A 26283-nucleotide genomic window follows, 5' to 3' on the forward strand; every position below is an offset into this window, starting at 1 on the left:
GCTTAAACCGGCTTCGGGCGCTTCGGAACACGACCGGCATCACCCTTACCCGCGATACCCGCTCACAGCCACTCCGCTGCCGCCATATACGCGCCGAGCGCGATCAGCCCGACGAAGAAGCAACGCCTGAACGCCTTTTCGCTCATCACGCGTCGCGCATACTGCCCGCCCGCCATCCCCGCCAGCGCCGGCACGAGCGCGAGTGCCGACACGCCGAGATCGACCGTCTGCAACGCGCCCGACACGTGCAGCTGAAGGCCGAGCGCGATCGTCGACGCGGTGAACGACAGCCCGAGCGCCTGGATCAGGTCGTCCTTCGACAGGCGCAGCGCCTGCAGATACGGCACGGCCGGCACGACGAACACGCCGGTCGCGGCCGTCACGACGCCCGTCAGGTAGCCGACCACGGCCGACAGCCATTTCTCGTGGCGACCCGGCGCGGGCAACCGCGCGGCGGCCAGCCCCCACAGCCCGTACAGGATCAGCACGACACCGAGCGCCGCGTGCGTCCACGTGCTGCCGGCCGCGAGCGCGGGCAGCCCGCCCGCCAGCGTGCCGATCGTCAGACCGGCGAGCAGCGGCCACAGCCGGCGCAGCAGCGGCCCGAACGACGGGCCGAGCCACAACTGCCACACGTTGGTGATGAACGACGGCACGAGCAGCAGGCTGGCCGCGGCCGACGGCGGCATCGCGAGCGTCAGCAGCCCCATCGCGATCGTCGGCAGTCCGAGCCCGATCATGCCCTTGACCGCGCCGGCGAGCAGGAACACCAGCACGATGATCGTCAGCGTATGAGTTTGCATGGAAGGCCTTCCGTCCGGTTGAGTACGGCGCCGATGGTGCCTCCCCGCCATGCTGCCGGCCATCTGGTTTTGCCTGAGGCTGGCTAGGGCCCGCCGCACGGGCCTGTCACGCCCGCCGATCCGGCCCCACGGATCACCCCCGGCCCTGCTCGCTGTCGAGGTGTGCCATCTGCGCGACCGGATAACGCTCGCCGGCAGCCGCCCCGGCGGGCACCGCCGCTTCGATGCGAGCGAGATCATTGACCGTTAGTTGCAATTTAGTCGCCAGCAAGCCGTCCTGCAGTTGCGTGCGCTTGCGCGCGCCGACCAGCGGCACGATGTCGGCGCCGCGCGACAACGCCCATGCGATCGCGACCTGCGCCGGATTGCTGCCCTTCTCGTCGGCGATCGCGCGCAGCGCGTCGACGAGCGCGAGGTTGTGCGCGAGGTTTTCGCCCTGGAAGCGCGGGCTCGCCGCGCGGAAATCGCGCTCGCCCTGCCGTGCCGTACTCCAGCGCCCGCCGAGCAGCCCGCGCGACAGCACGCCGTAGGCCGTCACGCCAATGCCGAGCGCGCGGCAGGTCGGCAGGATGTCGGCTTCGATGCCGCGCGACAGCAGCGAATATTCGATCTGCAAATCGGCGATCGGCGCGACGGCCGCCGCGCGGCGGATCGTGTCGGCGCTGGCTTCGGAGAGCCCGATATGGCGGACGTACCCGGCTTTCACGAGATCGGCGATCGCGCCGACCGTGTCCTCGATCGGCACGGCCGGATCGACGCGCGACGGCCGGTAGATGTCGATGGTGTCGGTGCCGAGCCGCTTCAGCGAATACGCGACGAAGTTCCGGATCGCGTCGGGCCGTGCGTCGTAGCCGGCAAACCCACCGGCCGGATCGCGCAGCGCGCCGAATTTCACGCTGATCAGCACCTGGTCGCGCGTGCGGCCGCGCAGCGCGTCGCGGATCAGCATCTCGTTGTCGCCCATCCCGTAGAAATCGCCGGTGTCGAGCATCGTGATGCCGTTGTCGAGCGCCGCGTGCAGCGTGGCGATGCTTTCGTCGCGGTCGGCCGGCCCGTAGAAATCCGACATCCCCATGCAGCCGAGCGCGATCGCCGAAACCTGCGGGCCCGTGCGGCCCAGTTGACGCGTGTCCATGTCCGTTTCCTTCAAGTGGTGAGTGGATGGACCGGATTCTGGGCGCTTCGTCATGCGCGATAAACGCGAAACGCTCCACCAAACCATTCGACGCTGATTAACAATGGAGCCTGTTCCCATCCCCGCCGAGACTTCCGCCCGCATGGACCATCTGCAAGCAATGCGCATCTTCGCGCGCGTCGCCCATCTCGGCAGCTTCACGAAGGCGGCCGAGCAGCTGCAGCTGCCGCGCCCGACCGTCAGCAATGCCGTCCAGTATCTGGAGAAGCACCTGAAGGTCCGCCTGCTGCAGCGCACGACGCGACGCGTCGCGCTGACGGCCGAAGGCGCGACCTACTACGAGCGCTGCGCGCGGCTGCTCGCCGATCTCGACGATGTGGAAACGCTGTTCGAGGATGCCGGCACATCGCCGCGCGGCGTGATCCGCGTCGACCTGCCCGAACGTTTCGCGCTGAACCAGGTGATCCCGGCGCTACCGGATTTCCACGCGCGCTACCCCGACCTGCGCGTCGTGATCAGCACGACCGACCGCTTCGTCGACCTCGTCGCCGACGGCATCGACTGCGCGGTACGCGTCGGCGTGCTGTCCGACACGTCGCTCGTCGCACGGCGCGTCGGCGAGATGGCACAGATCAACTGCGCGTCGCCCGCGTATCTGGCGCGCCACGGCACGCCGCGCTCGCCGGACGAGTTGCCGGACCACATCGCGGTCGGCTATTTCTCGAGCCGGACGGGCCGCGAGCTGGACTGGGAATATGCCGACATGGATTCGGGCGAGGTGCACACGGTGAAGATGCAAAGCGTCGTGTCGGTCAACAGCTCGCAGGCGTATCTCGCGTGCTGCGTCGCGGGCCTCGGACTGATCCAGGCGCCGCGCGACGGGCTCGCGCCGCTGCTCGCCAACGGATCGCTGGTCGAAGTGCTGCCGGAATGGAGTGCCGGGGCGCTGCCGGTATCGGTGGTGTTTCCGACCGGCCGGCACCTGGCGCCGCGCGTGCGGATTTTCGTGGACTGGCTCGCGGAAACGCTCGGCGGCATGCACCGGGCGGGCTGACGCGAGCCAGCGCCGGGGCGCCCGGCCCCGGTCACCGGTCGCCGGTCGCCGGCCGGTCGAAACGATCAGAACTTGTGGCGGATCGCGGCGCGCACCGCGAACTGGTTCGACGACGCGGACGGGCCGTCCGTCCCGACGACATAACCGCCGTCGGCCGCCGTACCGGTCTTGTCGCCGGCCACCTTCTGCCACGCGCCCTGCAGGTACACGTCGGTGCGCTTCGACAGGCTGTAGTCGGCCATCAGGCCGACCGTGTGGTACTTCGGCTTGAACGAGCCGGCAGCCGCATCGAACTTGCCGTCCGTGTACACGTACTGCGCGCCGAGATAGAAATCGGGCGTGAGCTGGTACTTGCCGTTGATCTCGAAGTTCTGGAACTTGGTCGCGGTCAGCCCGAGGCCGGCGAACGTCGAGGCCGGCAGGTAGACGGTCGACACCGGGTTCTTCACGTCCGTCTTCGTGTAGACGAAGCCGACGGTGGCCGGGCCGAACGTGTAGTTCACGCCGCCGCCGAAGATGCGCAGGCGGTCGGCGACGAAGTTCGCGTCGTCGGCCGCGATCGCGCCCGCATTGCCGATGCCCGGGTTGTTCGCCTGCAGGTACGCGGCCGCGACCTGCAGCCCGGCCAGCGAATACTGCGCGCCGATGCTGTACTGGCGGTTGTTCGAGAAGCCCGTGCTGTTGCTGAAGCTGTACGTGCCGCCGAACGTCAGGCCGTTCCAGTCGGGGCTCGCGTACTTGACCGTGTTGTTGACGCGGAACGAATTGTCCGTGTTGTCGTTGTCGAACGGGTGCGAGAACAGCGTGCCGCCCCAGTTGCCGTTCGCGGTCAACGGCGCGAGATAGTCGACGACGGAGTCGTACTGGCGACCGAAGGTCAGCGTGCCGAAGCGCGACTGGCTCAGCCCGACGAACGCCTGGCGGCCGAACATGCGGCCGCCCTGGCCGAGCCGGCCGTTGTTCACGTCAAAACCGTTTTCCAGCGTGAAGATCGCCTTCAGCCCGCCGCCGAGATCCTCGCTGCCCTTCAGGCCCCAGCGGCTGCCCTGGGCGTAGCCGCTCGCGAGCTGGTAATTCGTCTTTCCGACCCCATTGACGTTGACGTTGTTCGTGTAATTGAAGCCTTCGTCGATCAGGCCGTACAGCGTCACGCTGTTCTGGGCAAAGGCCGGCGCGGCGAAGGCAGCGAGCGCGGCGGCAAAAATGACGTGCTTCTTCATGACGGATCTCCGGAGCCGAGGGCCGGGCGGGCCGAGCGCCCGGCGAATGTTTGATCTGTTGTATGTGTGGCCCGCAGGGCGGACGACGCGGTGTGCGGCCGCGTGAGGACAAAATGGTGTCACGTCGCAAACCGTCCGTCCATCGGGGGTTCGTCACCGCGCGCAAAGCGTTGCGCTCGTCCAACTGCCCCGTTGCGCGGATAGCCTGACCGGGCTTATCGGCAGCGGCAGGCAGGCCCGCCATCCGCGTAAACCCGGCAGGCGTCGCATCGGTGGCACAATGCGCATCCGTTCGCCATTTCTTCACGAAGTCATGCTTCACCCCGATTCATGCGCGGCATGCGCCGGCCGCGCCCGCGGCCCGCGCCGGCAGGCGGCCCGATGACCGCGCCCGCCCGGGCCGGCCGCTACGCCGAACTCGATTTCTTCCGCGGCCTCGTGCTGCTCGTCATCGTCGTCGACCATATCGGCGGCAGCATCCTGTCGCGCGTGACGCTGCATGCGTACGCGCTGTGCGACGCGGCCGAGGTGTTCGTGTTCCTCGGCGGCTTCGCGACCGCCATTGCGTACAACTCGCTCGCCGAGCGGCACGACGAGGCCGCCGCGCGTCAGCGCTTCATCCGGCGCGCGTTCGAGATCTATCGCGCGTTCCTCGTGACGGCCGGGCTGATGCTGCTGATCACCGCCGCGCTGAACGCGTTCGCGATCGACGGCCCGAACATGCCGACCAACGACCTCGACGGCCTGCTGCACAAACCGCTCGCCGCGCTGCGCGACATCCTGCTGTTCCGCCGCCAGCCGTACCTCGCGTCGGTGCTGCCGATGTACGCGTTCTTCGCGCTGCTCGTCCCGCTCGCGCTGCCGCTCGCGCGCACGCAGCCGTGGCTGATGCTCGCGTTCAGCGGATCGCTCTGGTATGCGGCGCCGCACGTCGCGCGCTTCCTGCCGACCGTCGAAGGCGCGCCGTGGGATTTCAACCCGTTCGCGTGGCAGTTCCTGTTCGTGCTCGGCGTGATTGCGCGCTGCCAGCCCGTGTACCAGACGCTCGCGCCCAAGCCGCAGGGCTGGCTGCTGACGGCCTTGTCGATCGCGATCGTCGCGGCCGGCGCGTACTACCGGCTGCGCATCGAACCCTTCCCGACCGATCCGTCGATCAAGCAGAACCTCGGCGCGCTGCGCCTCGTGAACTTCCTCGCGATCGCATGGCTCGCCGCCAAGCTCGTGCACCTCGGCTGGATGAAGAAGGTCGCGCACGCGATGCCGTGGATCGGCACGATCGGCCGGCAGGGGCTGCTGTGCTTCGTCGCGGGCACCGGCATCTCGCTCGCGGTCGATTCGCTGCTTTACCAGGCGACCGAAGGCTATCTCGACGTGAAGCTCGGCCTGGCCGCCGACGTCGTCGCGATGGGCCTGCTGTATCTCGTGGCCAAACTCTACGGGCCGCTCGTCGCGCGGCTGCCGTTCCGTTCGCGGCGATGACGCGCCGCGCCGTCATGCGCCGCTGCTACGATAGCCGGCGCCTCTCCTGAAACGTTTCGCCATGCGCCGACTCGCCCTTCCGTTCGCCATCGCCCTGATCGCCGGCTCCATCGCCACCGCCCGCGCCACGCCGGCCGCGCCGCCGGTCTCGCCCGTGCCGCCGCCACCGGCCGTCCAGACCGCGACGACGCCGTCGACCGCCCAGGAGCCGCCGGTCAACCCGGGCAGCAGCATCGTGCTGCGCACGTTCCGGTCGGCGTCGCTGAAGCGCGAATGGTCGTACACGGTCTACCTGCCGCCCGGCTACAACCCGGAAGGCGCGCGCTACCCCGTGATGTATCTGCTGCACGGCAATGCCGGCAATGCGAACGACTGGGTCACGCAGGGCCGGCTGCAGGCCACCGCCGACACGCTGATCGAGCGCCGCGAGATTCCGCCCGTCGTGATCGTGATGCCGCAGGGCGGCACCGACTGGTACGTCGACCGCAAGGAGAAGATGCAGAGTGCGTTCCTCAACGACCTGCTGCCCGAGGTCGAAGCACACTTCGCGGTGTCGAACCAGCGCGCGGGCCGCGCGATCGGCGGCGTGTCGATGGGCGGCTTCGGCGCGCTGCGCTTTTCGCTGCTCGAGCCGGGGCTGTTCTGCGGCGCGATGCTGCTGAGCCCCGCGATCTATGCGAACGAGCCGCCGCTCAATTCCGCCGCGCGTTATGTCGGCGTGTTCGGCGACCGGCAGTTCGACGCGCGCGTGTGGCACGAGCTCAACTACCCGGCGCTGCTGCGTGGCTATTTCGCGCGCACCTGGCGCGTGCCGATGTTCATCGCGGCCGGCGACGACGACCTGACGATCCAGGCGGAGTCGAGCGTGCTGTACACGCACCTGCGCCGCGCGCAGAACCCGGCCGAGTTGCGCATCGTCGACGGCGGGCATACGTGGGACGTGTGGCGCGGGTTGCTCGGGCAGGGGCTGAAGTACGCGCTCGAGTGCGTGAAGTAAGTGCGGGCGGGCGTTGCCGCGCCCGCTTTCTCTTGACCGGCAGAGAGCCGGTGAACGCAAGATCCTGCGCGAGTCATCCCCACGCGCCTGTCGCGCCCGCCATTGCGTTCAAAGCCACGTGCCGCCCTGCCGCTCGCTCGGCTCCTCGTCGAGCGCGTCGAAGTCGTGAATCCAGTCCAGGTGATGCAGCACGCTCTCGCGTTCGGCCAGACGCGCGTTGCGCGCCTGCGCGGCCGGTCCATCCGGCAGGTGCAGCACGTCGGCCGCCGAGATCGACGCGTACTGCACCTTGCGCGTGCGGCCGCGACGCAGCCGCTCGTAGGCTTCCTGCGCTTCGCGCCAGTTGCCCGGCCCGGCCTTCGCGAGCTGCGCCGCCAGGACCACCGCATCCTCGATCGACTGATTCGCGCCCTGCCCGTGGTGCGGCACCAACGCATGCGCGGCATCGCCGATCAGCGTCACGCGCCCGCGGCTCCAGCGGCCGAGCGGCGGACGGTGGAACAGCCCCCAGCGCTGGCTGACCGGCACCGCGGTGATCATCTGCACCACGGCCGGATGCCAGTCCCTGAATACCCGCAGTTGCTCGCCCTCTTCGGCCGGCATGACCCAGTCGCGCGACGGCCACGGTGACGGATGCCGCTCGACCAGCAGGAAGTTCTGGTCGCCGTCGTCGCCGATCGGATAGTGCAGCAGATGCCCGTGCGGCCCGACCCAGAACTGGATCGTGTCGGGATCGGGCAGCAGGTCCATGCGCGCGGCCGGCACCACGCCGCGAAAGCCCGAGCAGCCCGAATACAGTGCATCGTCGTAGCCGAGCATCCAGCGCCGCGTAATCGAACGCGCACCGTCCGCGCCGATCACGAGATCGGCCTCGACGCGCGCGCCGTTGTCGAACGACAGCGTGACACGATCGGGATGCTGCGCGAGATCGACCAGACGATGGCCGAGATGGATGCATTCGAGACCGACCGCCTTCGACAGCACGGCCTGCAGATCCGCGCGATGCACACCCCAGTACGCGCCGCCGAATTGCCGGCGATAGTCGGGTTCGCCGCGATGATGGCCGATCACCGCGCCGCTGCGCCCGTCGCGATACACGAGGCCCGGGATGTCGGCACACACCGCATCGAAGGCCGCGCGCAAGCCCATGCGTTCGTAAAAGCGCGTCGCATTGGCCGACAGCGCGACGGCCGCGCCGACTTCGCGCAATTCATGAGTCTGTTCGTAGAGTTGTGCGTCGATGCCGTGCTCGCGCAATGCGAGCGCGAGGGTCAGGCCGCCGATGCCGGCGCCGACGATCGCAATCTTCAGGTTCGTCTGCATGATGAAGGTGTCTCCGATCTTCATATGTGGGGTCCGCGACTTGCGCAGCGGTCATGTCGAATGCATGTGCCGTATCGGTATTTTCAGGAGTGGACTTTCATCCCGCAATAAAATGAAATGAATCTGCTTCATCACGGAATGCAATGAACCGGGCCACGCAAAACCCATGGAACTGAGCGAGATCGACCTCAACCTGCTGCTGCTTTTCCAGCGGCTGATGCAGGAGCGGCGCGTGTCGAGCGTCGCCGAACAGATGAACATGAGCCAGCCGGGCGTCAGCAACGCGCTCGCCAAACTGCGCCGCCGGCTCGGCGATCCGCTGTTCGTGCGCGGGCCCGGCGGCGTCGTGCCGACGCCATTTGCGCTGCAACTCGCCGAACCCGTGTCGCAGGCGCTCGCGACGCTGCACGCCGCGCTGAATCCCGAGACCGGATTCGACCCGCTGCGCGCCACGCGCACGCTGACCATCGGCATGACCGATATCGGCGAAGTCGTGTTCCTGCCCGCGCTGCTCGAATACCTGTCGCATGCGGCGCCGGGCATCGCGCTCAATACCGTCCGCGACACGAGCGTCAACCTCGGCGACGAGATGGCCGACGGCCGTGTCGATCTCGCGATCGGCCTGCTGCCGCAGCTCAAGGGCGGGTTCTATCAGCGCCGGCTGTTCGATCAGCGCTACGTGTGCCTGTTCAGGCGCGGCCATCCTCTCGAGGAAGCGCCGCTGACGGTCGAAGCCTGGCGCGACGCCGAGCATCTGGTCGTGGTGTCGGCCGGCACCGGACACGGGCAGGTGGACGAATGGCTGCAACGGCGCCGCGTGAAGCGCCAGGTGCGGCTGACGGTGCCGCATTTCATGAGCGTGGGCTACATCCTGCAACGCACCGACCTGATCGCAACGGTGCCCGAGCATCTCGCGCTGCAGCTCGCCGCGCCGTTTTCGCTCGGCTGGCGTGCGCTGCCCGTCACGCTGCCCGGTGCGCCGATCCACATGCTCTGGCATACGCGCGTCAACCAGGACGAAGGGAACCGGTGGCTGCGCGACGTGGTGGTCGACCTGTTCGCGGAGACGGGCGCGCGAGCGCGGAAGGCCTTGCCCGGCCGGAAGAAATAATCGCCGTCGCCGCGCGGTCGCACGCGCTTTGCGACATCGCTCGAATCCGTGCGCCGCGCATTTCGACTACATTGCCGAAGGGGTGACGCCCTCGAACCTCGGCCGCCTCGCTCCTCATTCAACCAGCAGGAAATCAAGCCATGTCTGTCTCGAAGAAATTCGCAGCCGTCACGGGCGCCGGCTCCGGCATCGGTCGCGCAGCGGCCATCGCGCTCGCCCAGGCGGGATTCACCGTCGCGCTGCTCGGACGCAAGGAAGCATCGTTGCGCGAAACGCAGGACGCGATCCGCACCGCCGGCGGCGACGCGCAGGTGTTCCCCGCCGACGTCACCGACGAAGCCTCGGTCGACCACGCGTTCGCGCAAATTGCGCAGCAGTTCGGCCGGCTGGATGTCCTGTTCAACAATGCCGGCCGCAATGCGCCTGTCGTGTCCCTCGACGAATACGACATCGACGTGTGGAACAGCGTCGTCGCGACGAACCTGACCGGCGTCTTTCTGTGTGCACGGGCCGCGTGGCGCCTGATGAAAGCGCAGACGCCGCAGGGTGGCCGCATCATCAACAACGGCTCGATCTCCGCGCACGCGCCGCGCCCCGATACGATCGCGTACACGGCCACCAAGCATGCGGTCACCGGCATCACCAAATCGCTGGCGCTCGATGGCCGCCGGTACAACATCGCGTGCGGCCAGATCGACATCGGCAACGCCGCGACGTCGCTCACGGAACGGATGACGCAAGGCGTCCCGCAAGCGGACGGCAGCCTCGCGCCCGAGGCGCGCATGGACGTCACGCATGTCGCGAACGCGATCGTCCAGATGGCGAACCTGCCGCTGGACACGAACATCCTGACCATGACGATCATGGCGACCGCGATGCCGTTCGTCGGTCGCGGATAGAAACGCGCCGTGGCCTGCACGGGCGGACACGCTCACGGCAGCGGGCGATGCTCCCCCGCGCACAACACGGCGTTCCCTCGCTCATGTGGGTCTCGGCCGTCCACTATGGAGAGGGCAAACTCCGCGAACAACTCGTCTTTAGGGTGACAGCGGCCATCGGCGCGGCAATGCTGCGTATCGGATGAAAAATGACTGACGTACCGTATTTCTCCCAATGGGAGTCACGGATGCTGATCGACAAGTTTCTGTCCGGCGAACTTCGCTCGGAAGACGATCCGCTCTGGCACGAGTCGGGCGCCGGTAGCCCCGAGGAGTATGCTCAATGGAGTCCTCACATCTGCGGCATCGCATGCCTGAAGATGATGCTCGCGCATCGCACCAGACGCGTGGTCCCGCTGCTTGATCTGGTTCGCGATGCGGTGACCTTCGGCGTGTATCGCCCCGAACTGGGCGATGGCGGCAAACGTCTGTTATACCGCCCCTTCGTGCAATGGCTTGGCGAGCGCTTCGGGATTCGGGGCAGCGTCGTCGAGCATACGGAATCGGCGGGCCTCGAAGAAAGGCTTCGCGACGGGCACATGCTCATGGCCTCGGTCCATCCGGGAATCCGGCATCGCGATTTCGAGCCGCCGGGGCGTGGTGGCCATCTCGTACTTGTGCTCGGTGTGGACGCACAGTCCGGCGACTGGATCTTTCATAATCCGTCGGGATTTGAACTGCACACGCAGGAAAACGTGACGATGCGGCGCGACACCTTCGATCGTTACTTTGCCAATCGAGGGATCCTGATCGCCCCGCAGGATTGACTATCGTCAAACATCCGGATCCGGAATCCGCGCCGACTGAATCACCACCAGCGTATCGCCCGCCTCGATCCTGCACGGCGGGTCCTCGTAGAACGAAAAGATCTTCCCGCAGCGATCGAGCCCGACCACGATCGCACCCGGCACGACGTTCGTCATGCAGCCGACCTCTTGCGGCATCGCCTCGCGCTCCAGCAGCGTCGCGCGCCCGCGCGTCGACAGCATGTCGTTCACGAACGGCACGATGTAGCGGCTGTGCACCGCATCCGCGAGCAGCAGCGCGCCGATCTTCGTCGACGACACGATCACGTCCGCGCCGGCCTGCCGCAGTTGCCGCTGATACAGGTTCTCCTGGATCCGCACGACGATCTTCGTGTCGGGTGCAATGCTGCGCACCGACAGCGTCAGCAGGATCGCGGTCGGATCGTCGGTCACCGAAATGATCACGGCTTTCGCAGCACGCACCTGCGCCTGCTGCAGCAGATCCTCATGGGCAGGATCGCCAAGCAATCCGGTCACGCCGAGCGACGTCGCGGCTTCGAGCGCCTGCTGCTGCGAATCGATCACGATGATCGTCGCGGCATCGACGCCGCTTTCCAGCAGCTCGCGCACCGCGATCGACCCCGACAGGCCATAACCGCACACGACGATGTGATCGGACAATTGCTTCTGCAGGCGTTTCATGCGGAATTCCTCGATGACGCGCTGGATCACGAACTGATACGCCGTGCCCAGGAAAATGAACCAGATGACGATACGGATCGGCACGATGAAGAACGCATCGAGCAGGCGGGCCCGCGCGGTGACGGGCACGATGTCGCCGTAGCCGACCGTCGCGACCGTCACCATCGTGAAGTACACGAGATCGGCGACGGTCATCGGCGTGCTCTTGGTCGAATCGCGCAGGCCATCGCGATCGAGATACAGCACGATGAAAGCGAGCGTGCACAGCAGCACGACCGCGCCGAGGCGGAACATCAGCGTGCGCCGCGGCGACGTCGCGGGACGCGTGAACAGCGTGCGCGTGCGCGGCGCCTGCCACGGATTGCGGGCGCGACGCAGGCGCAAGCGCAACGAGCGGCGCTGGTCGGAAGGCGAGGCCAACGGGAAGTCTCCTGATGAATGCGGGCTCGATTCTACGACGGGAACATGCTCACCCGGCCGTCACAGCATGCTGCGCGGCCGCACCATCGTTCCGTCGACGAAGCGCTGCGCGCGAAACGCCGACAGGTCGAGCGACGGCGCGCCCGTGTCGATCCATTCGGCGAGCAGCCGCCCGACGATCGGCCCCATCGCGAAACCGTGACCGCAGAACCCCGTCGCGATCGCGAGCCCCGACGGCGTGCCCGGCGCATCGATCACCGGAATGCCGTCGGGCAGCACGTCGATCAGGCCGGCCCACGCCTCGACGATCTGCGCATCCTTCAACGCTGGGAAGATCGCCTTGAGCTTCGCGAGCGCGCGCGGCGCATGCGCGCGATTCGGCTGCGGCTGCGGATCGCGCGGCTCGATCGGCCCGGCCGCGCCGTTGATGCGTGCCAGCACATCGCGCCACGCCGCCGCGCTCACGTGCAACCGGAACTTGTCGCGCTGCGACCAGAACTCCGGCCAGAAGAGACTCAACCCGCGCAGATGGCCGAGCGTCAGGTCGACGTCGACCTGCATGTCGTCGGCGAGATTGATCGCGCCGTTCGTGCGCTGCCGGATGCCGAGGCCATGCCCCCACACCGTTGCCGCCGACACCGGCGGCACCACATTGGTGCGCATGCAGGTGCCGCGCACGGCCTGCTGCGGCAGCCGGATGCCGACCCCGTCGAGCAGCCGGAAGCTGGTCGCACCGGCCGCGCAGATCACGCGTCGCGCGCGGATCGTGCCGCGCTCGGTCGCGACGCCGACCACCGCGCCGCCTGCCGTCTCGATCGCCGTCACGCCGCAGCCTTCGAAGAAACGTGCCCCGCCCTCGGCAGCACGCGCGGCAAATGCGGCGGCCACGCGACGCGGCTCGGCCTGCCCGTCGGTCGCGGTGTACAACCCGCCGAGCGTACGCGCCTGCGGCGAAAGGCCGCTGACGCGCTCGTCGATCTGCGCGCGCGTCAGCGTGCGCGTATCGAGCCCGTGCTCGCGGGCGACGGCGAGCCACGCATTGAACGACGACCAGTCCGCTTCGTTGTCCGCAATATAGAGACAGCCGCCCTGCCGCCATTCGAGATCGAAACCGAGGGTTTCCTCTAACCCCTCCCAGATCCGCATGCCGGCCATCATCAGCGGCACTTCGGCCGACTCGCGGCCCTGCTGCCGCACGAAGCCCCAGGCGCGTGTCGACTGCTGTCCGGCGATGCGCGACTTGTCGAGCACGACGGCCTTCAACCCGCGCAGGCTCAGGTAGTAGGCGGCTGCGCAGCCCATGATGCCGGCACCGGCGATCACGACATCGGCTTCGGCCGGGAACGCCGTTTCGGGTCGGGTCAGGGCATCGTGCAGCGGATAGGTTGTCGTCATTGTTTCCTGTCAGTCGTTAATTCCTGCGAGATGCGGGCGCGACGGTAACGTCGTGACACACCTTTCACACAAACGCACCTTACGCGACACTGAATGACGACCATTTTGCGGTAAAGTTATCTTTTCCGCGCGTGGCCGGTCGGCTCGCCATTGGACGTCATGAAGACTGTCCGTCGAGACTGCCGCAAGGCGTCGTTCTGAACGTCACGATCCGTTCCCGTAGCATGACCATTGAAGCAATCACCACGGATTCCCTCGCGGTCGCCGAGCGCGTGCGCGAGCTGATGACCCGCAACGGCATCGGCAAGCGCCAGCAGACTACCGAGCTGTGTCGCATCCTCGACCTGAGTTTCTCGCAAGGCCACCGCAAACTGCGCGGCAGCAGCCCCTGGACGCTCGCTCAGATCAAGAAAGTCGCCGAAGCGTACGGCGAACCCGCCGCGCAGCTGTTCGGCGCGCAAACGCTCGACCCCGGCATGGTCGGCGCCTATTCGCAGGAGGCCGTACTTTATGCGGGCGTCGCGGAGATTCCGTGCACCGCATGGATCGGCGCGCCGCTCGAAGCCGGCGCACGCCCCGAGTTCGTCGCGTACGAACAGAACGGCCGCTGGCGCGTGCTGCGCCACACCGGCGTGCTGTATCAAAACGCGTACGACGTGCACAAGATCGAAATCTATCCGCGCCGCGCGGAGAGCGACAAGCTCGTCGTCGCGGTGATCGACCCCGATCGCGTCAGCGCAACCGAACTGTGCCGCTACCTTGAACGGCAGGGTTTCGCGACGGCCGCGTTCGACGGTCTCGCGCCGTTCGTCGACGCGCTGCAGGGCCAGGCCTTCGACGCCGTGCTGACCGAGTGGCTGTTCGACGACAGCACGGCCGCCACCGCGATCAAGGCCGTGCGCACGTCCGACAATCCGGGCGCGCCGATTTTCGTGCTGACGGGCGACCTGCTCACCGGCCGCGCGAGCGAAGCCGACATCAGCGAAGTGATCCGCGCGTTCGACGTCGTCTGCTACGAAAAACCCGCGCGCATGGCGATCCTCAGCGCCGATCTCGCGAAACGGCTCGCACGCGGATAACCTCCGCCGGGCCGGCCGCCCTTCGTGCGGCCAGCGCACGCGCGGCGCCGCGGGCACGAACAGGTTCCTCAGTACAATAGCCGCACCTGTTCACGCCCACGCCGGCATCCGCCGCCCGACTCCATGGCCCGCCTCATCCCCGACGACTGGAAAAGCCTCGCCGCGACCGGCGCAGCCGAACGCGAGCGCGAAACGCTCGCCGCGCTCGAACACGCGCTGCCCGACAGCTACACCGTGTATCACGGCGTCCACTGGACGCGCGCCGACCAGGCGTTCTCGGTATTCGGCGAAGCCGCGTTCGTCGTCGTGAGCCCGGCCGGCCGCGTGCTGCTGATCGAGCAGAAAGCCGGCTTCCTGCGCGAAACCGCGAAGGGGCTCGTGAAGGTCTACCTGCAGAAAGAGCGCAACGTCCCGATCCAGCTCGCGCGCACGCAGGAAACGCTGCACCGGCGCCTGACGGCCGCGCTCGGCGCGGGCGTCTACGGCGTCGAGGCGCTGCTGTATTGCCCCGACTACTCGATCCGCGACGCATCGATCGCGGGTGTCGCGGCCGACCGCATCGTCGATGCGTCGCGCAAGGCACAGCTCGCGCACGTGATCCTGCAGATCCTGCCCGAGGACGACGAACACCTGCCGAATGCGTCGAAGCTCCACCATTTCCTCGCGGACGAGCTCGCGCTCACGCCCGACACGAGCGCGCTCGTCGGACAGGCCGGCACGCTCGTCACGCGGCTGTCGGGCGGGCTCGCCGCGTGGGCGCGCCAGCTCGAATTCGCGCCGTTCCGGCTGCGCGTCACCGGCACGGCCGGCTCGGGCAAGACGCAGCTCGCGGTGCAGGCGATGCGCGACGCCGTCGCGGCCGGCAAGCGCGTGCTGTACGTGTGCTTCAACCGGCCGCTCGCCGACTACATCGCGCGCATCGCGCCGCCCGGCGCGAAGATCGCGAACTACCACCAGTTGTGCGACTGGGTCGCGCGCGACGGCGGTTATACGCCCGACTTCCAGGTGCCCGGCGAATTCGAGCGGCTCGAAGCGCGCTTCGCGGAAGCGCCGATTCCCGAGCGCTGGCGCTTCGACGTGCTGGTCGTCGACGAAGGGCAGGATTTCCACGCGCCGTGGGCGGCCGCGCTCGAGCGCTTGCTGGCGCCGGACGGCGCATGGTGGTGGCTGGAAGATCCGCTGCAGAACCTGTACATGCGCGAGCCCGTCGCGCTGCCGGGCTGGGTCACGTTGAAGGCGCTGACGAACTACCGCAGCCCGCGCGACCTGCTCGAATTCGTGCGCGACGTGGTCGGCCGGGTCGAGCCGCTCGCGGCCGAACTGCGCTCGGGCAGTCCGTTCGACGGATCGGATCCGTCGGTATCGGCATACGGGGAAGCAGGCGCGTCGGCCGACGCAATGTCGGAAGCCTGTATCGACGCGACCAAGCGCGCGGTCACGCAGGCGCTGTCGCTCGGCTTCCGCAAGCAGGACATCGCGGTACTGTCGTATCGCGGCCGCGAGGGCTCGGTGCTCGCCCCGCTCGACCAGCTCGGCCCGCACCGGATCAAGAGCTTTACCGGCAAGTACGACCTGTTCGGCAACCCCGAATACCGCGAAGGCGACGTGCTGCTCGATTCGATCTACCGCTTCAAGGGCCAGTCGGCGCCGTGCGTGATCCTCACCGAGGTCGACTTCGACACGCTCGACGCACGTGCCGCGCGCAAGCTGTTCGTCGGTGCGACGCGCGCGACGATGAAGCTGCTGATCGTCGCGTCGTCGCGCGCGGCCGCGCAACTCACGGCCGTCTGACGTAATCGGCGGACGACCGGCGGGCAAGCGCCCGTCCCGTCGCCGCCCACGGTCGATCAAGCCACCCGGAACGCCCCCACCGCACGACGCAAGCCGTCGGCCTGCTCCTCGAGCGACGCCGCCGCTGCCGCAGCCTGCTCGACGAGCGCCGCGTTCTGTTGCGACACCTGATCCATCTGCGACACCGCGCGGTTCACCTGCTCGATCCCGTCGCGCTGCTCGTTCGATGCGGACGCGATCTCGGTCATGATGCCCGTCACGCGCCCGATCGCCTGCTGGATGTCCTGCATCGTCGTGCCGGCCATGCCGACGAGCCGCGAGCCGGTTGCGACGCGCTCGACCGATTCGCCGATCAACGTGCGGATTTCCTTCGCCGCGGATGCCGAGCGTTGCGCGAGCGTGCGCACCTCGCCGGCGACCACGGCAAAACCGCGGCCCTGCTCGCCTGCGCGCGCGGCTTCGACCGCCGCATTCAGCGCAAGAATGTTGGTCTGGAACGCGATGCCCTCGATCGTGCCGATGATGTCGGCGACCTTCTGCGAGCTCTGGTCGATCTCGTTCATCGTGCCGATCACCTCGCCGACCACGGTCGCGCCGCGCGTGGCGATCTCGCTCGCGGTGTCAGCACAGGCCTGCGCCTCCATCGCATTGTCCGCGTTCTGCTTCACGGTCGCGGTGAGCTGCTCCATGCTCGCGGCCGTCTCCTGCAGGGCGGACGCCTGTTCCTCGGTGCGCTGCGACAGGTCGGTGTTACCGGCCGCGATCTGGTGCGTCGCCGTCGAGATCGCCTCGGAACCCTGGCTGACCTGGCGCACGGTATCCGCGAGGCTGCGCTGCATGCCCGTCACGCCCTTGACCAGCTCGGCCATCTCGTCGCGCGACGACCAGCGCACTTCCGACGTCAGGTCGCCTTCCGACAGGCGGCGGAAATGAGACAGCAGCCGGTTCACCGGCTGCGTAATCGCGAAATGCAGGCCGATCGCGCAGCCGAGGCACGCGGCCAGGCCGAATGCGATGCCCGCGATCGCGCCCATGCGCATCCAGCCGTAATAGGTCTGCGCGGTGTCGTACACGTCCTTGCCGCGTGCGACCTGGTACGCATCGAGCGCATCGGTCGCCTGCGTGAGCGCAACCGACAGCGGCGGCGCGACCGACATCAGCAGCCGGTCGGCCTCGTCGCGACGGCCGTCGCGGACCGCGTCGATCATCGGTTTCAGCGCCTGCCCGATCAGCGCCTGGCGCGCGGCGTCGAGGCGGCTCGCGAGCGGGCCTTCGTCGCCGTCGTGCGGCATCGCCGCGTAGCCGCGCCACGCGGTGTCGGCCTTCGCGAGATAGTTCTCGGCCTTCTTGACGAGATCCGGCACTTCCGGCGCTTCCGGATGCAGCAGCGCGCGATCGAGCGTCGTACGCACGATCGTCAGGTTCAGGCTTGCCGAGGACAGCGCGGTCTTCGCAGCCAGTTGCTGCGTATAAGCCTCGTCGAGCGCGCGGTTCGAGCTCTGCATGCCGGCGAGGCCGATCAGCCCCGACACGACGAGCAGCACGGCGACGAGACCGAGCGTGGAAAAGATCCGCGTACGGATCGAGAAACGGGAAAACAAGGCGTTCAGGTTCATGACGGCACGTGAGCGGTGAAAAATGCCGCGGCAATCGGTCCGCAGCACTCTGGATTACGGTTTGCCTGCAAAAAACTTGAGTCCGGCCCCGCTTTCCGCCTGATCGCGGTCAATTTTTCTCGTCGGCAATCTCCTGTTACGGCTGCAACATATCAAGGCTGAGCAGAAATTGACTGGTCAACTATCTGTCGCTATAGTTCGAACCAATTCCCTGCCATGGCAGATATTTCGATGACAACCGACACCCTCCTCACCCCACCGGCCGCCGAAGCGGCCCGCCGCGACGCGCCGACCGGGCTGATCGTCGCCGCGCTGCTGCTCGTCATGCTGCTGTCCGCGCTCGACCAGACGATCGTGTCCACCGCGCTGCCGACGATCGTCGGCGAACTCGGCGGGCTCGACCAGTTGTCGTGGGTCGTCACCGCGTACCTGCTGTCGTCGACCGTCGTGCTGCCGCTGTACGGCAAGCTCGGCGACCTGTACGGCCGCAAGATCGTGCTGCAGGCAGCGATCGTCCTGTTTCTCGCGGGTTCCGCGCTGTGCGGCATCGCGCAGGACATGACGCAGCTGATCGTGCTGCGCGCATTGCAAGGGCTCGGCGGCGGCGGCCTGATGGTCGTCACGATGGCCGCGATCGGCGATCTGGTGCCGCCCGATCGCCGCGCGCGCTACCAGGGGATGTTCGGCGGCGTGTACGGCCTCGCGACGATCATCGGCCCGTTGCTCGGCGGCTTCCTGGTCGAGCATCTTTCATGGCGCTGGATCTTCACGATCAACCTGCCGCTCGGCTTTCTCGCGCTCGCGGTGATCGGCGTCGCCTTCCGGCCGCACACCGCGCACGTGAAGCACCGGATCGACTACATGGGCGCCGCGTTCCTCGCGACCGCCCTCACCTGCGTGATCCTGTTTACGAGCGAAGGCGGCTCGCTGCTGCCGTGGACGTCGCCGCAACTGTGGATGACGCTCGTGCTCGGGCTCGTCGCGATCGGCGGCTTCATTTATGAGGAGCGTCTTGCGGCCGAACCGATCATGCCGCTCGAACTGTTCCGCCATCGCACCTTCGTGCTGGTCAGCCTGATCGGCTTCGTGGTCGGCATCGCGCTGTTCGGCTCGGTCACGTTCATCCCGCTCTACCTGCAGGTCGTGAAGGGTTCGACGCCGTCACAGGCCGGCATGCAGCTGCTGCCGATGATGGGCGGGATGCTCGTGACGTCGATCGTCAGCGGCCGGCTGATCTCGCGGCTCGGCTCGTACCGGATGTTTCCGATCCTGGGCACGCTGACCGGCGGCATCGCGATGGCGCTGCTGTCGACGCTGACGCTCGATACGCCGCTGCACACGATGTATGCATACATGGCGCTGCTCGGGATCGGACTCGGCATGGTGATGCCCGTGCTCACGCTCGCCGTGCAGAACACGGTCGAATTCCGGCACATGGGCGTCGCGACGTCGGGCGCGACGCTGTTCCGCTCGATCGGCGGCTCGCTCGGCGTCGCGGCGTTCGGCGCGCTGTTCTCGCACGGGCTGCAGTCGCGGGTGATGGAGGCGCTGCCGGCCGGTACGGAGCTGCCGCCCGCGCTCGGCCCGGCCGCCGTGCACCAGTTGCCGGATGCCGTGCGCGACACGTACCTGCATGCGTTCGCCGGTTCGCTGCACGTCGTCTATCTCGCGGCGGCGACGGTCATCGCGATCGCGTTCGTGCTCGCGTGGTTCGTCGAGGATGCGCCGCTGCGCAAGCACAACTGACCGGCCCGCGAATCGCGACGCAGCCGCCGGGCCGCATCGCGATTCGCAACCACCCGGCGTCAAGGCACCAGCACGACCCCGCCCGTCGTCGCGCGCGACTCCAGCAGCCGGTGCGCATCGGCTGCCTGCTCGAGCGGCAGCCGCGCGCCGATCTCCACGTGCATCCCGCCCGCCAGCCGTTCGAGCGTCGCGCGCGCAGCCTCCCGATACCCGCCAACGTCGCGCGCGATGAAGCCGAGCACGCTCGGCCGCGCGAGCGCGATCGACCGCGCCGGCCCCAGTTCGTCGAGATCGAACGTCTGCCGCGCGCCGATCGCGGCCACCTGCCCGATGCTCGCGACCATCCCGAACGGGCGGATCGCACCGAGCGTGCGCGTCAGCACGTCGCCGCCGATCCCGTCGATCGCGTAATCGACCCCGGCGCCGCCGCCGAACGCGCGTGCCGCCGCGACAAAATCCTCCTCGCGATAATCGACGACCGCCTCTGCGCCATGCCTGCGCGCGAGCGCGGCTTTCGCCGACGATCCGGCCGTACCGATCACCCGCGCGCCGAGCGCGCGCGCCCATTGCGTCGCCAGCAGTCCCACCCCGCCGGCCGCCGCATGCACGAGCACCGTGTCGCCCGCGCCGACTTGCCGGACGCGATGCAGCAGCATGTACACGGTGATCCCTTTCAGCAGCCCGGCGGCCGCGGCGTCATCGCTCAACCCGTCGGGGATCGGCACCACGCGCTCGACCGGCATCGTGCGCAGGCTCGCATAGCTGCCGGTCGGCATGCCCGCATACACGACGCGCTGGCCGGGGACGAGATCCGTCACGCCCGGCCCGACCGCGTCGATCACGCCGGCCGCCTCGACGCCGAGCGCATCCGGCAGCGCGGGCAACGCATGCGCCCCCGTCCTGAAATAGATGTCGACGAAATTCACGCCGATCGCGGTCTGGCGAATCCGCACCTCGCCGGCGCGGGGCGGCGCGACAGGCGCATCGACGCGGCGCAGCACGCCGGCGTCGCCATAGCGGTCGATCCCGATCCGGATGGCGGTGGTGGTTTGGGTCATGACGTTCCTCACAATCAAATGATGTGACACGATCATCCCATCGTGCATAATCGATCGGAATTCCCGGTTATCGCCCATCTACCGTGCAAAATTCGACCGATCAAGAACCCATACCCGCGTCCGCGCCGCCGATGAGCTGGGACGACATCCGCTACTTCCTCGCGGTGATGCGCGGCGGCAGCCTGTCGGCCGCCGCGCGGGCGCTGCAGGTTCAGCATTCGACGGTCGCGCGGCGCATCGACGCGCTGGAGTCCGCGCTCGGCATCCGGCTGTTCGACCGGCTGCCGCGCGGCTGGCCACCCACCGACGAAGGGCTGCACCTTGCCGAGCACGCCACACGCCTCGAAGCCGACGCGCATGCGTTCGCGCGCGCTGCCCAGGGTGCGGCGGCGCTCGACGGCGTGGTGCGCGTATCGGCGTCGCCGGTGTTCGCCAGCCATTTCCTCGCGCCGCGCCTGGCCCGCGCGCAGCGCGCATGGCCGGCGCTGCGGATCGACCTGATGGGCGAGATGCACGCGGCGAACCTGTACGCGCGCGAAGCCGATCTCGCGGTGCGCCTGTCGCGGCCGATCGAACCGGGGCTCGCCGCGCGCCGGCTCGGCACGATGCGCTTCGCGCTGTGCGCGTCGCCGGAATGGGCGGACGCGCCGCCCGACACCTGGCCGTTCGTCGGCTACGACGACGCGCTCGCGCAAACGCCGCAGCAGCAGTGGCTCGAACGATTCGCGGCCGGGCGCCGTTTCGCATTCGTCGCGAACGACCTCGCCGCGCAGCATCGCGCGTGTGCGGCGGGGGCCGGCGTCGCGTTGCTGCCGCGCTTTCTCGTCGACGATCCGGCCGCGCAAGCCGGTGCGCCGCTCGTCGAACTGGCGGCCGCGCCGCGGTGCGACATCGAGCGCGAGATCTGGCTCGTCGTCCACCCGGACGTGCGCCGCTCGCCGCGCGTGCAGCGTGTCGCGGAGGCGATCGCCGATGCGGTTCATGCGGCGGACGGCCGGCTGTGACGCCCCCGCCGTGTCAGAACCGCTGCTGCAGCCCGGCCATGATCGCGTGCGCAGCGTTGCCGTGCGCGATCGGCCGCCGGCCTCGGGCTGGCGCCACCGACAGGCCGCTCAGGACTGCCGGGCCGCCACCTGCCGTTCGGCGGCCGAAGCCGCCACGCCGTGACGCGACGCCGAGCGCCGATGGTCGATCAGGCCGACCGCGACGGCCGCCACCAGCGCGGGCAATCCGATCGCCATGAAGTTCTGTGCGAGCGGCAGATCGATGCCGACCAGCACGCCGATGACGATCGGCGCCAGGATCGCGCCGCCGCGGCCCACGCCCAACGTCCAGCCGATGCCGGTCGAGCGGATCGCCATCGGATAGAACTGCCCCGCGTACGCGCAGTTGACGATCTGCGTGCCGATCGTCGACGCGCCCGCGAGGCCGACCAGCACGAACAGCAGCGCGGTCGGCATCGGGTAGCCGAGCAGCGTGATCGACACCGCTGCAACGAGATACATCGACACAAGCACCGTCTTGATCGGCAAGCGATCGGCCAGCCAGCCGCCGCCGATCGCGCCGATCATCGCGCCGGCGTTCAGCACCAGCACGAACGTCAGCGCCGAGCCGAGGCTGTAGCCGGCGCCCGCCATCAGCCTCGTCAGCCACGAGCTGAGCGCGTACACCATGAACAGGCACATGAAGCACGCGATCCAGAACATGGCCGTGCTTGGTCCACGGCCGTCGTCGAACAACTGCCGGACCGGCGCGTTGCCCGTGCCACCCGCGCGCGGAACGACATAGCAGTCGCCCGGCTGCGGCCGATAGGCGGGATCGAGCCGCTGTGCGATGCGCGCGAGTTCGTCCGTCCGGCCGTGCCGGATCAGAAACGGCAGCGATTCCGGCATCCATTTCATGAGCAGCGGAACGAGCAGCACCGGCGCGCCCGCGGCGACGAACACGGATTGCCATCCATAGGCGTCGATCATCCCCTTGCCCATGACCGCCGCCAGCATGCCGCCGACCGAATAGCCGCTGAACATCAGCGTCACCAGCGTGCTGCGCACGCGGCGCGGCGCGTATTCGGTCATGTGGGCGATCACGTTCGGCATCACGCCGCCGATGCCGATGCCGGCGAGGAAGCGCGCGGCGCCGAACAGCACGGGCGTCGGCGCCAGCCCGGCCGCCGCGGTAAAGACGCTGAACAACGTCAGGCAGGCCGCGATGGCGCAGCGTCGCCCGATCCGCTCGGCGACGGTCCCGAACACGATGTTGCCGAACATCATGCCGAACAGCGCCGAGCTGACCATGAAACCGGCCTGCGCCGGATTGACGCCCATCTCGTTCATGATCGCCGGCAGCGCAATGCCGGCCACCGCGAGGTCGTAGCCGTCGAACACGATGATCAGCGCGCACCAGAACAGCACGACGCCGTGCAGCTTGCCCAGCCGCGCCTCGTCCGAGAGCGCCTGCAGGTTGATTTGACGCATGGAGCTTCGTTCCTTTTTCCAGAGGGGATTCGGGCCCGGCGGTGGCCGTCGCATGACGCGAGTTCGAACGAATACGATCGATCGACCCATCAATTTAGTAGTTGTCCGAATCATTGCCGTGAAATGCGCTGCCGTTCGTCCGGCTGCCGGCGCAGTGTAGGAAGCCACAATGATTTCCACTATCCGAAATTTGCAGGCGACTCGCGAATTCGATTCGTTTTTCTCGTGCCGCACGCCGCACGCTATCCGGATTTTTCCCCTGCGGAGATGGGACTATCCGATTCTTGCGAAACTTTCGACAAGCCTGACAAAGATCAATATCATCCTTTCAGGATATCTCGCTCACCAGAGAAACCGACGTGGCACGACGCGCATCCGCGGCCAGCTGATGTGCTGCACGAAAAGCGCCACGCAGGAGACGCCCCATGCCCCTCACCCCGAATGCGGACGTGCTGTCCGCGCTGTATCGGAATTGCGTGTTCCGATCCGGCCTGCGCACGGATGCGCACGAGCAGGTCTCGCTGGAACTGGCCGAGCATGCGCTGCGCTGGAAGCAGGGCGTACCCGACGCAGCGCTTTTCAAGGGGCAACTGAATCACCTGAGCGTCTACGTGCTGCAGTACGGCGCCGAAGTCGAGGTCGCCCCGCGCCCGTTCGACGGCTTTTCGCTCGTCCACACGTCCCTCGCGGGCGGCGCCGAAATCGAGTGCGACGGGCACGTGATGAGCGTGTCCGAAGGGCGCACCGCCGTGCTCGCGCCGACGTCGCGCGTCCGCCTTCGCTGGCGATCCGGCACCCGGCAACTGATCGTCAAGGTGCCCGATTCGCTGATGCACGCGGTTTCCGGCCGCCCGCCCGATAACGCGGCGCCTGGGCTCGCTCCCGGCTACCTGCTGTCACGCGCGCTTGCGACGCAATGGGACTTGATCGCGCAGTCGCTGCTCAACGTGCTCGCCGTTGCCGACGACGGCGGCATACGGGCCGAATGGCGCGACCACTTCGAACGAAGCCTCGCGCTGTTCCTGCTCGCACATTGCCCGCCGTCGCCCGCCGCCGTGCATGCCGGCCCGGCGCTTGAAGCGCGCGGCGCACCCGCGCAAGCCGGATCGCATGGCGGCATCCGGCAGATGGACGCACTGCACGAATTCATCCACGCACGGCTCTGCGCGCCAATCTCGCTCGAGGACCTCGCCCGGGCGGCCGGCGTCGGCTTGCGGACGCTGAACGTCCTGTGCCGGCGCTACCATGGCTCGACCCCGATGGAACTGCTGCGCAACATCCGGCTGGACGCCGCGCGCGTGCAGTTGCTGACCGACCCGGCTGCCAGCATCACCGATACGGCGCTGACGTTCGGCTTCGGGCACCTCGGCCGCTTTTCGGCCTACTACTTCGCCCGCTTCAACGAGTTGCCGCGCGATACGCAGAAGAAGCGTCCGCTGAACTGAACGCCGCGGCGCCGGACGCGCGGCCACTGCCGCAGTTGTCGCGGCAGTTGTCGCGGCAGTTGTCGCGGCAGTTGTCGCGGCAGTTGTCGCAGCAGTCACCGCCGCAGTCACCGCTTTACGCACCGGGTAATCGCCCGCATAGTAGTGGTTTTCCCGTATCCCTCCCAAGTCGCACCGTCGCCATGTCCACCACGCCAGCCGCCTGCATCGTTCGCGACGCGACCGACGCCGATCTCGATGCGATCCACACGATCTATGCGCACCACGTGCACCACAGCGTGGCCTCCTTCGAGGAATCGCCGCCCGACGTTGCCGAGCTGCGCGCGCGCCGCGACGCGGTGCTGCGCCACGGGCTGCCGTACCTCGTCGCCGAATGCGACGGCCGCGTGGCCGGCTACGCGTACGCGACGCCGTACCGCACGCGCAGCGCGTACCGCTTCACGATCGAGGATTCGATCTACATCGACGATGCGCAGCGCGGGCGCGGGATCGGGCGCGCGCTGCTCGCGGCGCTGATCGAACGCTGCGAGGCCGGCCCGTGGCGGCAGATGATCGCGGTGATCGCCGATGGCGGCACGGGCGGCTCGACGTCGCTGCATCGCGCGTTCGGCTTCGAGCCGGCCGGCATGCTGAAGGCGGCCGGTTTCAAGCACGGCCGCTGGATCGATACGGCGCTGCTGCAGCGCCCGCTCGGCGACGGCGCACGCACGCTTCCCGCCTCGCCATAAGGTCGGTTCACGCGAATGGCCGGCTTGCGCCGGTCCTGCATGAGCGCGAACAGTCCCTGGCGCGCCACGTCGCGCTAGAATGGCCGCATGTCAAAACAGACTCATTCCACGCCCGACGAGGCTGCGCCGGATTCCCGCAACGAATACACGGTCGACGAGCTTGCGCGCGTGTCCGACACGACCGTGCGCAATGTCCGCGCGTACCAGGATCGCGGCTTGCTCGCGCCGCCGGAAAAGCGCGGCCGCGTCGGCATCTATGACGACACGCACGTCGCGCGCCTGAAGCTGATCAACCACCTGCTCGCGCGCGGCTATACGCTGTCGAACATCCAGGACCTGATCAAGGCGATCGACGAAGGTCACGACCTTCGCTCGATCCTCGGTCTCGAAAACGCGATCGGCGGCCGCTGGTCGCACGAACTGCCGAAAACCTATTCGCTCGCCGCGCTCGCGCAGATGTTCGGCCCGCAGGCGACCACGCAGCTGTCGCGCGTCACCGAACTCGGCCTGCTCGAACGGCGCGGCCTGTCGTTCGTCGCGAAGAGCCCCGCGCTGCTCGAAGCGGCGGCCGCCATGACGAAGGAAGGCATCCCGCCGCGTGAACTGCTCGACGTGATCAGCCTCGCACGGCCGCATTTCGACGCGATCGCGCGGCTGCTCGTCGATCTCGTCGTGAAGCGGCTCGACCGCTACGACGCCGGCACGCTGCCGCCCGCCACCGACGTGCCCGAGCTGGTCGACGCGATCTGGCGCCTGCGCCCGCTCGCCGCCGTGTTCGTCGAAGGCGAGACGAACCGCGCGCTCGAAACCGCGGCGAGCGCCTATCTCGGCGGCCGCGTCGCGACGATCCTCGACAAGAAGCTCAGCGACGAGGCCGCGCGGCAGTCCGGCACGCCGGCACCGGAACGAGACGGCGACGAAGCATAGGCGCGCCGCCGTCATATTCATATCGGCAATGCTTCGTTTGCGGGCGCGATCGCCCATGCGACGATTCTTCCAACCGAGCGGCACCCACCGCTCCCG

22 protein-coding genes are annotated in these 26283 nt (G+C 68.1%); 13 read left to right on the plus strand and 9 right to left on the minus strand.

The window, feature by feature from the left end; genetic code table 11:
- Positions 1-62: 62 nt before the first annotated feature.
- A complete protein-coding gene (locus HWX87_RS26655) occupies positions 63-803 on the minus strand; it encodes a sulfite exporter TauE/SafE family protein (protein ID WP_176050074.1) in 741 nt (246 codons plus the stop codon).
- 133 nt (positions 804-936) lie between these two features.
- Positions 937-1938 (minus strand): aldo/keto reductase, encoded by a 1002-nt coding sequence (locus HWX87_RS26660; protein WP_176050075.1) that lies wholly within the window; start codon positions 1936-1938, stop codon positions 937-939.
- 142 nt (positions 1939-2080) lie between these two features.
- Here HWX87_RS26660 and HWX87_RS26665 point away from each other — a divergent pair, with 142 nt between their 5' ends.
- Positions 2081-2992, plus strand: coding sequence for a LysR family transcriptional regulator (locus HWX87_RS26665; protein WP_176050076.1), 912 nt, complete (start codon positions 2081-2083; stop codon positions 2990-2992).
- A 65-nt stretch (positions 2993-3057) separates the two neighbouring features.
- Here the strand turns inward: HWX87_RS26665 and HWX87_RS26670 are convergent, their stop codons facing one another.
- Positions 3058-4212: a porin gene (locus HWX87_RS26670; protein WP_176050077.1), complete on the minus strand. Its 1155-nt coding sequence runs from the start codon at positions 4210-4212 to the stop codon at positions 3058-3060.
- A gap of 381 nt (positions 4213-4593) precedes the next feature.
- Here HWX87_RS26670 and HWX87_RS26675 point away from each other — a divergent pair, with 381 nt between their 5' ends.
- Together HWX87_RS26675 and HWX87_RS26680 are read left to right on the plus strand one after the other, a co-directional pair.
- Entirely contained in the window at positions 4594-5691 is a 1098-nt protein-coding gene (locus tag HWX87_RS26675) for an OpgC domain-containing protein (RefSeq protein WP_176050078.1), read from the plus strand.
- A gap of 61 nt (positions 5692-5752) precedes the next feature.
- Positions 5753-6688: an alpha/beta hydrolase-fold protein gene (locus tag HWX87_RS26680; RefSeq protein ID WP_176050079.1), complete on the plus strand. Its 936-nt coding sequence runs from the start codon at positions 5753-5755 to the stop codon at positions 6686-6688.
- A gap of 108 nt (positions 6689-6796) precedes the next feature.
- Here HWX87_RS26680 and HWX87_RS26685 read toward each other — a convergent pair whose 3' ends face one another.
- Complete coding sequence (locus HWX87_RS26685) at positions 6797-8011, minus strand: FAD-dependent monooxygenase (RefSeq protein ID WP_176050212.1); 1215 nt, start codon at positions 8009-8011, stop codon at positions 6797-6799.
- 166 nt (positions 8012-8177) lie between these two features.
- Between HWX87_RS26685 and HWX87_RS26690 the strand changes: the two genes are divergently transcribed.
- From HWX87_RS26690 to HWX87_RS26700, 3 genes are all read left to right on the plus strand, one after another.
- Complete coding sequence (locus HWX87_RS26690) at positions 8178-9122, plus strand: LysR family transcriptional regulator (RefSeq protein ID WP_176050080.1); 945 nt, start codon at positions 8178-8180, stop codon at positions 9120-9122.
- A gap of 140 nt (positions 9123-9262) precedes the next feature.
- On the plus strand, positions 9263-10021 hold the full coding sequence (locus HWX87_RS26695) for an SDR family oxidoreductase (RefSeq protein ID WP_176050081.1): 759 nt from the start codon (positions 9263-9265) through the stop codon (positions 10019-10021).
- A 188-nt stretch (positions 10022-10209) separates the two neighbouring features.
- On the plus strand, positions 10210-10827 hold the full coding sequence (locus HWX87_RS26700) for a C39 family peptidase (protein WP_176050082.1): 618 nt from the start codon (positions 10210-10212) through the stop codon (positions 10825-10827).
- A gap of 6 nt (positions 10828-10833) precedes the next feature.
- On the opposite strand, the gene HWX87_RS26705 is transcribed toward HWX87_RS26700, so the two are convergent.
- Both HWX87_RS26705 and HWX87_RS26710 read right to left on the minus strand, forming a co-directional pair.
- On the minus strand, positions 10834-11928 hold the full coding sequence (locus tag HWX87_RS26705; protein WP_176050083.1) for a potassium channel family protein: 1095 nt from the start codon (positions 11926-11928) through the stop codon (positions 10834-10836).
- A 60-nt stretch (positions 11929-11988) separates the two neighbouring features.
- A complete protein-coding gene (locus HWX87_RS26710) occupies positions 11989-13323 on the minus strand; it encodes an FAD-binding oxidoreductase (RefSeq protein ID WP_176050084.1) in 1335 nt (444 codons plus the stop codon).
- A 224-nt stretch (positions 13324-13547) separates the two neighbouring features.
- On the opposite strand from HWX87_RS26710, the gene HWX87_RS26715 reads away from it, so the two are divergent.
- Positions 13548-14402 (plus strand): helix-turn-helix domain-containing protein, encoded by an 855-nt coding sequence (locus HWX87_RS26715; protein ID WP_175840076.1) that lies wholly within the window; start codon positions 13548-13550, stop codon positions 14400-14402.
- 123 nt (positions 14403-14525) lie between these two features.
- Positions 14526-16193, plus strand: coding sequence for an ATP-dependent helicase (locus HWX87_RS26720; protein ID WP_176050085.1), 1668 nt, complete (start codon positions 14526-14528; stop codon positions 16191-16193).
- 56 nt (positions 16194-16249) lie between these two features.
- On the opposite strand, the gene HWX87_RS26725 is transcribed toward HWX87_RS26720, so the two are convergent.
- Positions 16250-17809, minus strand: a complete 1560-nt coding sequence (locus HWX87_RS26725) for a methyl-accepting chemotaxis protein (RefSeq protein ID WP_176050086.1) — start codon at positions 17807-17809, stop codon at positions 16250-16252.
- Between the two features lie 231 nt (positions 17810-18040).
- Between HWX87_RS26725 and HWX87_RS26730 the strand changes: the two genes are divergently transcribed.
- Positions 18041-19555 (plus strand): MDR family MFS transporter, encoded by a 1515-nt coding sequence (locus HWX87_RS26730; RefSeq protein ID WP_176050087.1) that lies wholly within the window; start codon positions 18041-18043, stop codon positions 19553-19555.
- 59 nt (positions 19556-19614) lie between these two features.
- Here the strand turns inward: HWX87_RS26730 and HWX87_RS26735 are convergent, their stop codons facing one another.
- Complete coding sequence (locus tag HWX87_RS26735) at positions 19615-20613, minus strand: quinone oxidoreductase (RefSeq protein WP_176050088.1); 999 nt, start codon at positions 20611-20613, stop codon at positions 19615-19617.
- 131 nt (positions 20614-20744) lie between these two features.
- On the opposite strand from HWX87_RS26735, the gene HWX87_RS26740 reads away from it, so the two are divergent.
- Complete coding sequence (locus HWX87_RS26740) at positions 20745-21617, plus strand: LysR family transcriptional regulator (RefSeq protein WP_176050089.1); 873 nt, start codon at positions 20745-20747, stop codon at positions 21615-21617.
- Between the two features lie 108 nt (positions 21618-21725).
- Here HWX87_RS26740 and HWX87_RS26745 read toward each other — a convergent pair whose 3' ends face one another.
- Complete coding sequence (locus HWX87_RS26745) at positions 21726-23087, minus strand: MFS transporter (RefSeq protein WP_176050213.1); 1362 nt, start codon at positions 23085-23087, stop codon at positions 21726-21728.
- Positions 23088-23512: 425 nt separating this feature from the next.
- Between HWX87_RS26745 and HWX87_RS26750 the strand changes: the two genes are divergently transcribed.
- The 3 genes from HWX87_RS26750 (at position 23513) to HWX87_RS26760 (ending at position 26187) form a co-directional block, all read left to right on the plus strand.
- A complete protein-coding gene (locus HWX87_RS26750; protein ID WP_176050090.1) occupies positions 23513-24532 on the plus strand; it encodes an AraC family transcriptional regulator in 1020 nt (339 codons plus the stop codon).
- 182 nt (positions 24533-24714) lie between these two features.
- A complete protein-coding gene (locus tag HWX87_RS26755; RefSeq protein WP_176050091.1) occupies positions 24715-25260 on the plus strand; it encodes a GNAT family N-acetyltransferase in 546 nt (181 codons plus the stop codon).
- An 87-nt stretch (positions 25261-25347) separates the two neighbouring features.
- Positions 25348-26187, plus strand: coding sequence for a MerR family transcriptional regulator (locus tag HWX87_RS26760; protein WP_176050092.1), 840 nt, complete (start codon positions 25348-25350; stop codon positions 26185-26187).
- Positions 26188-26283 lie beyond the last annotated feature (96 nt).

The organism is Burkholderia sp. BCC1644, from assembly GCF_902833225.1.
Lineage (GTDB): Bacteria > Pseudomonadota > Gammaproteobacteria > Burkholderiales > Burkholderiaceae > Burkholderia.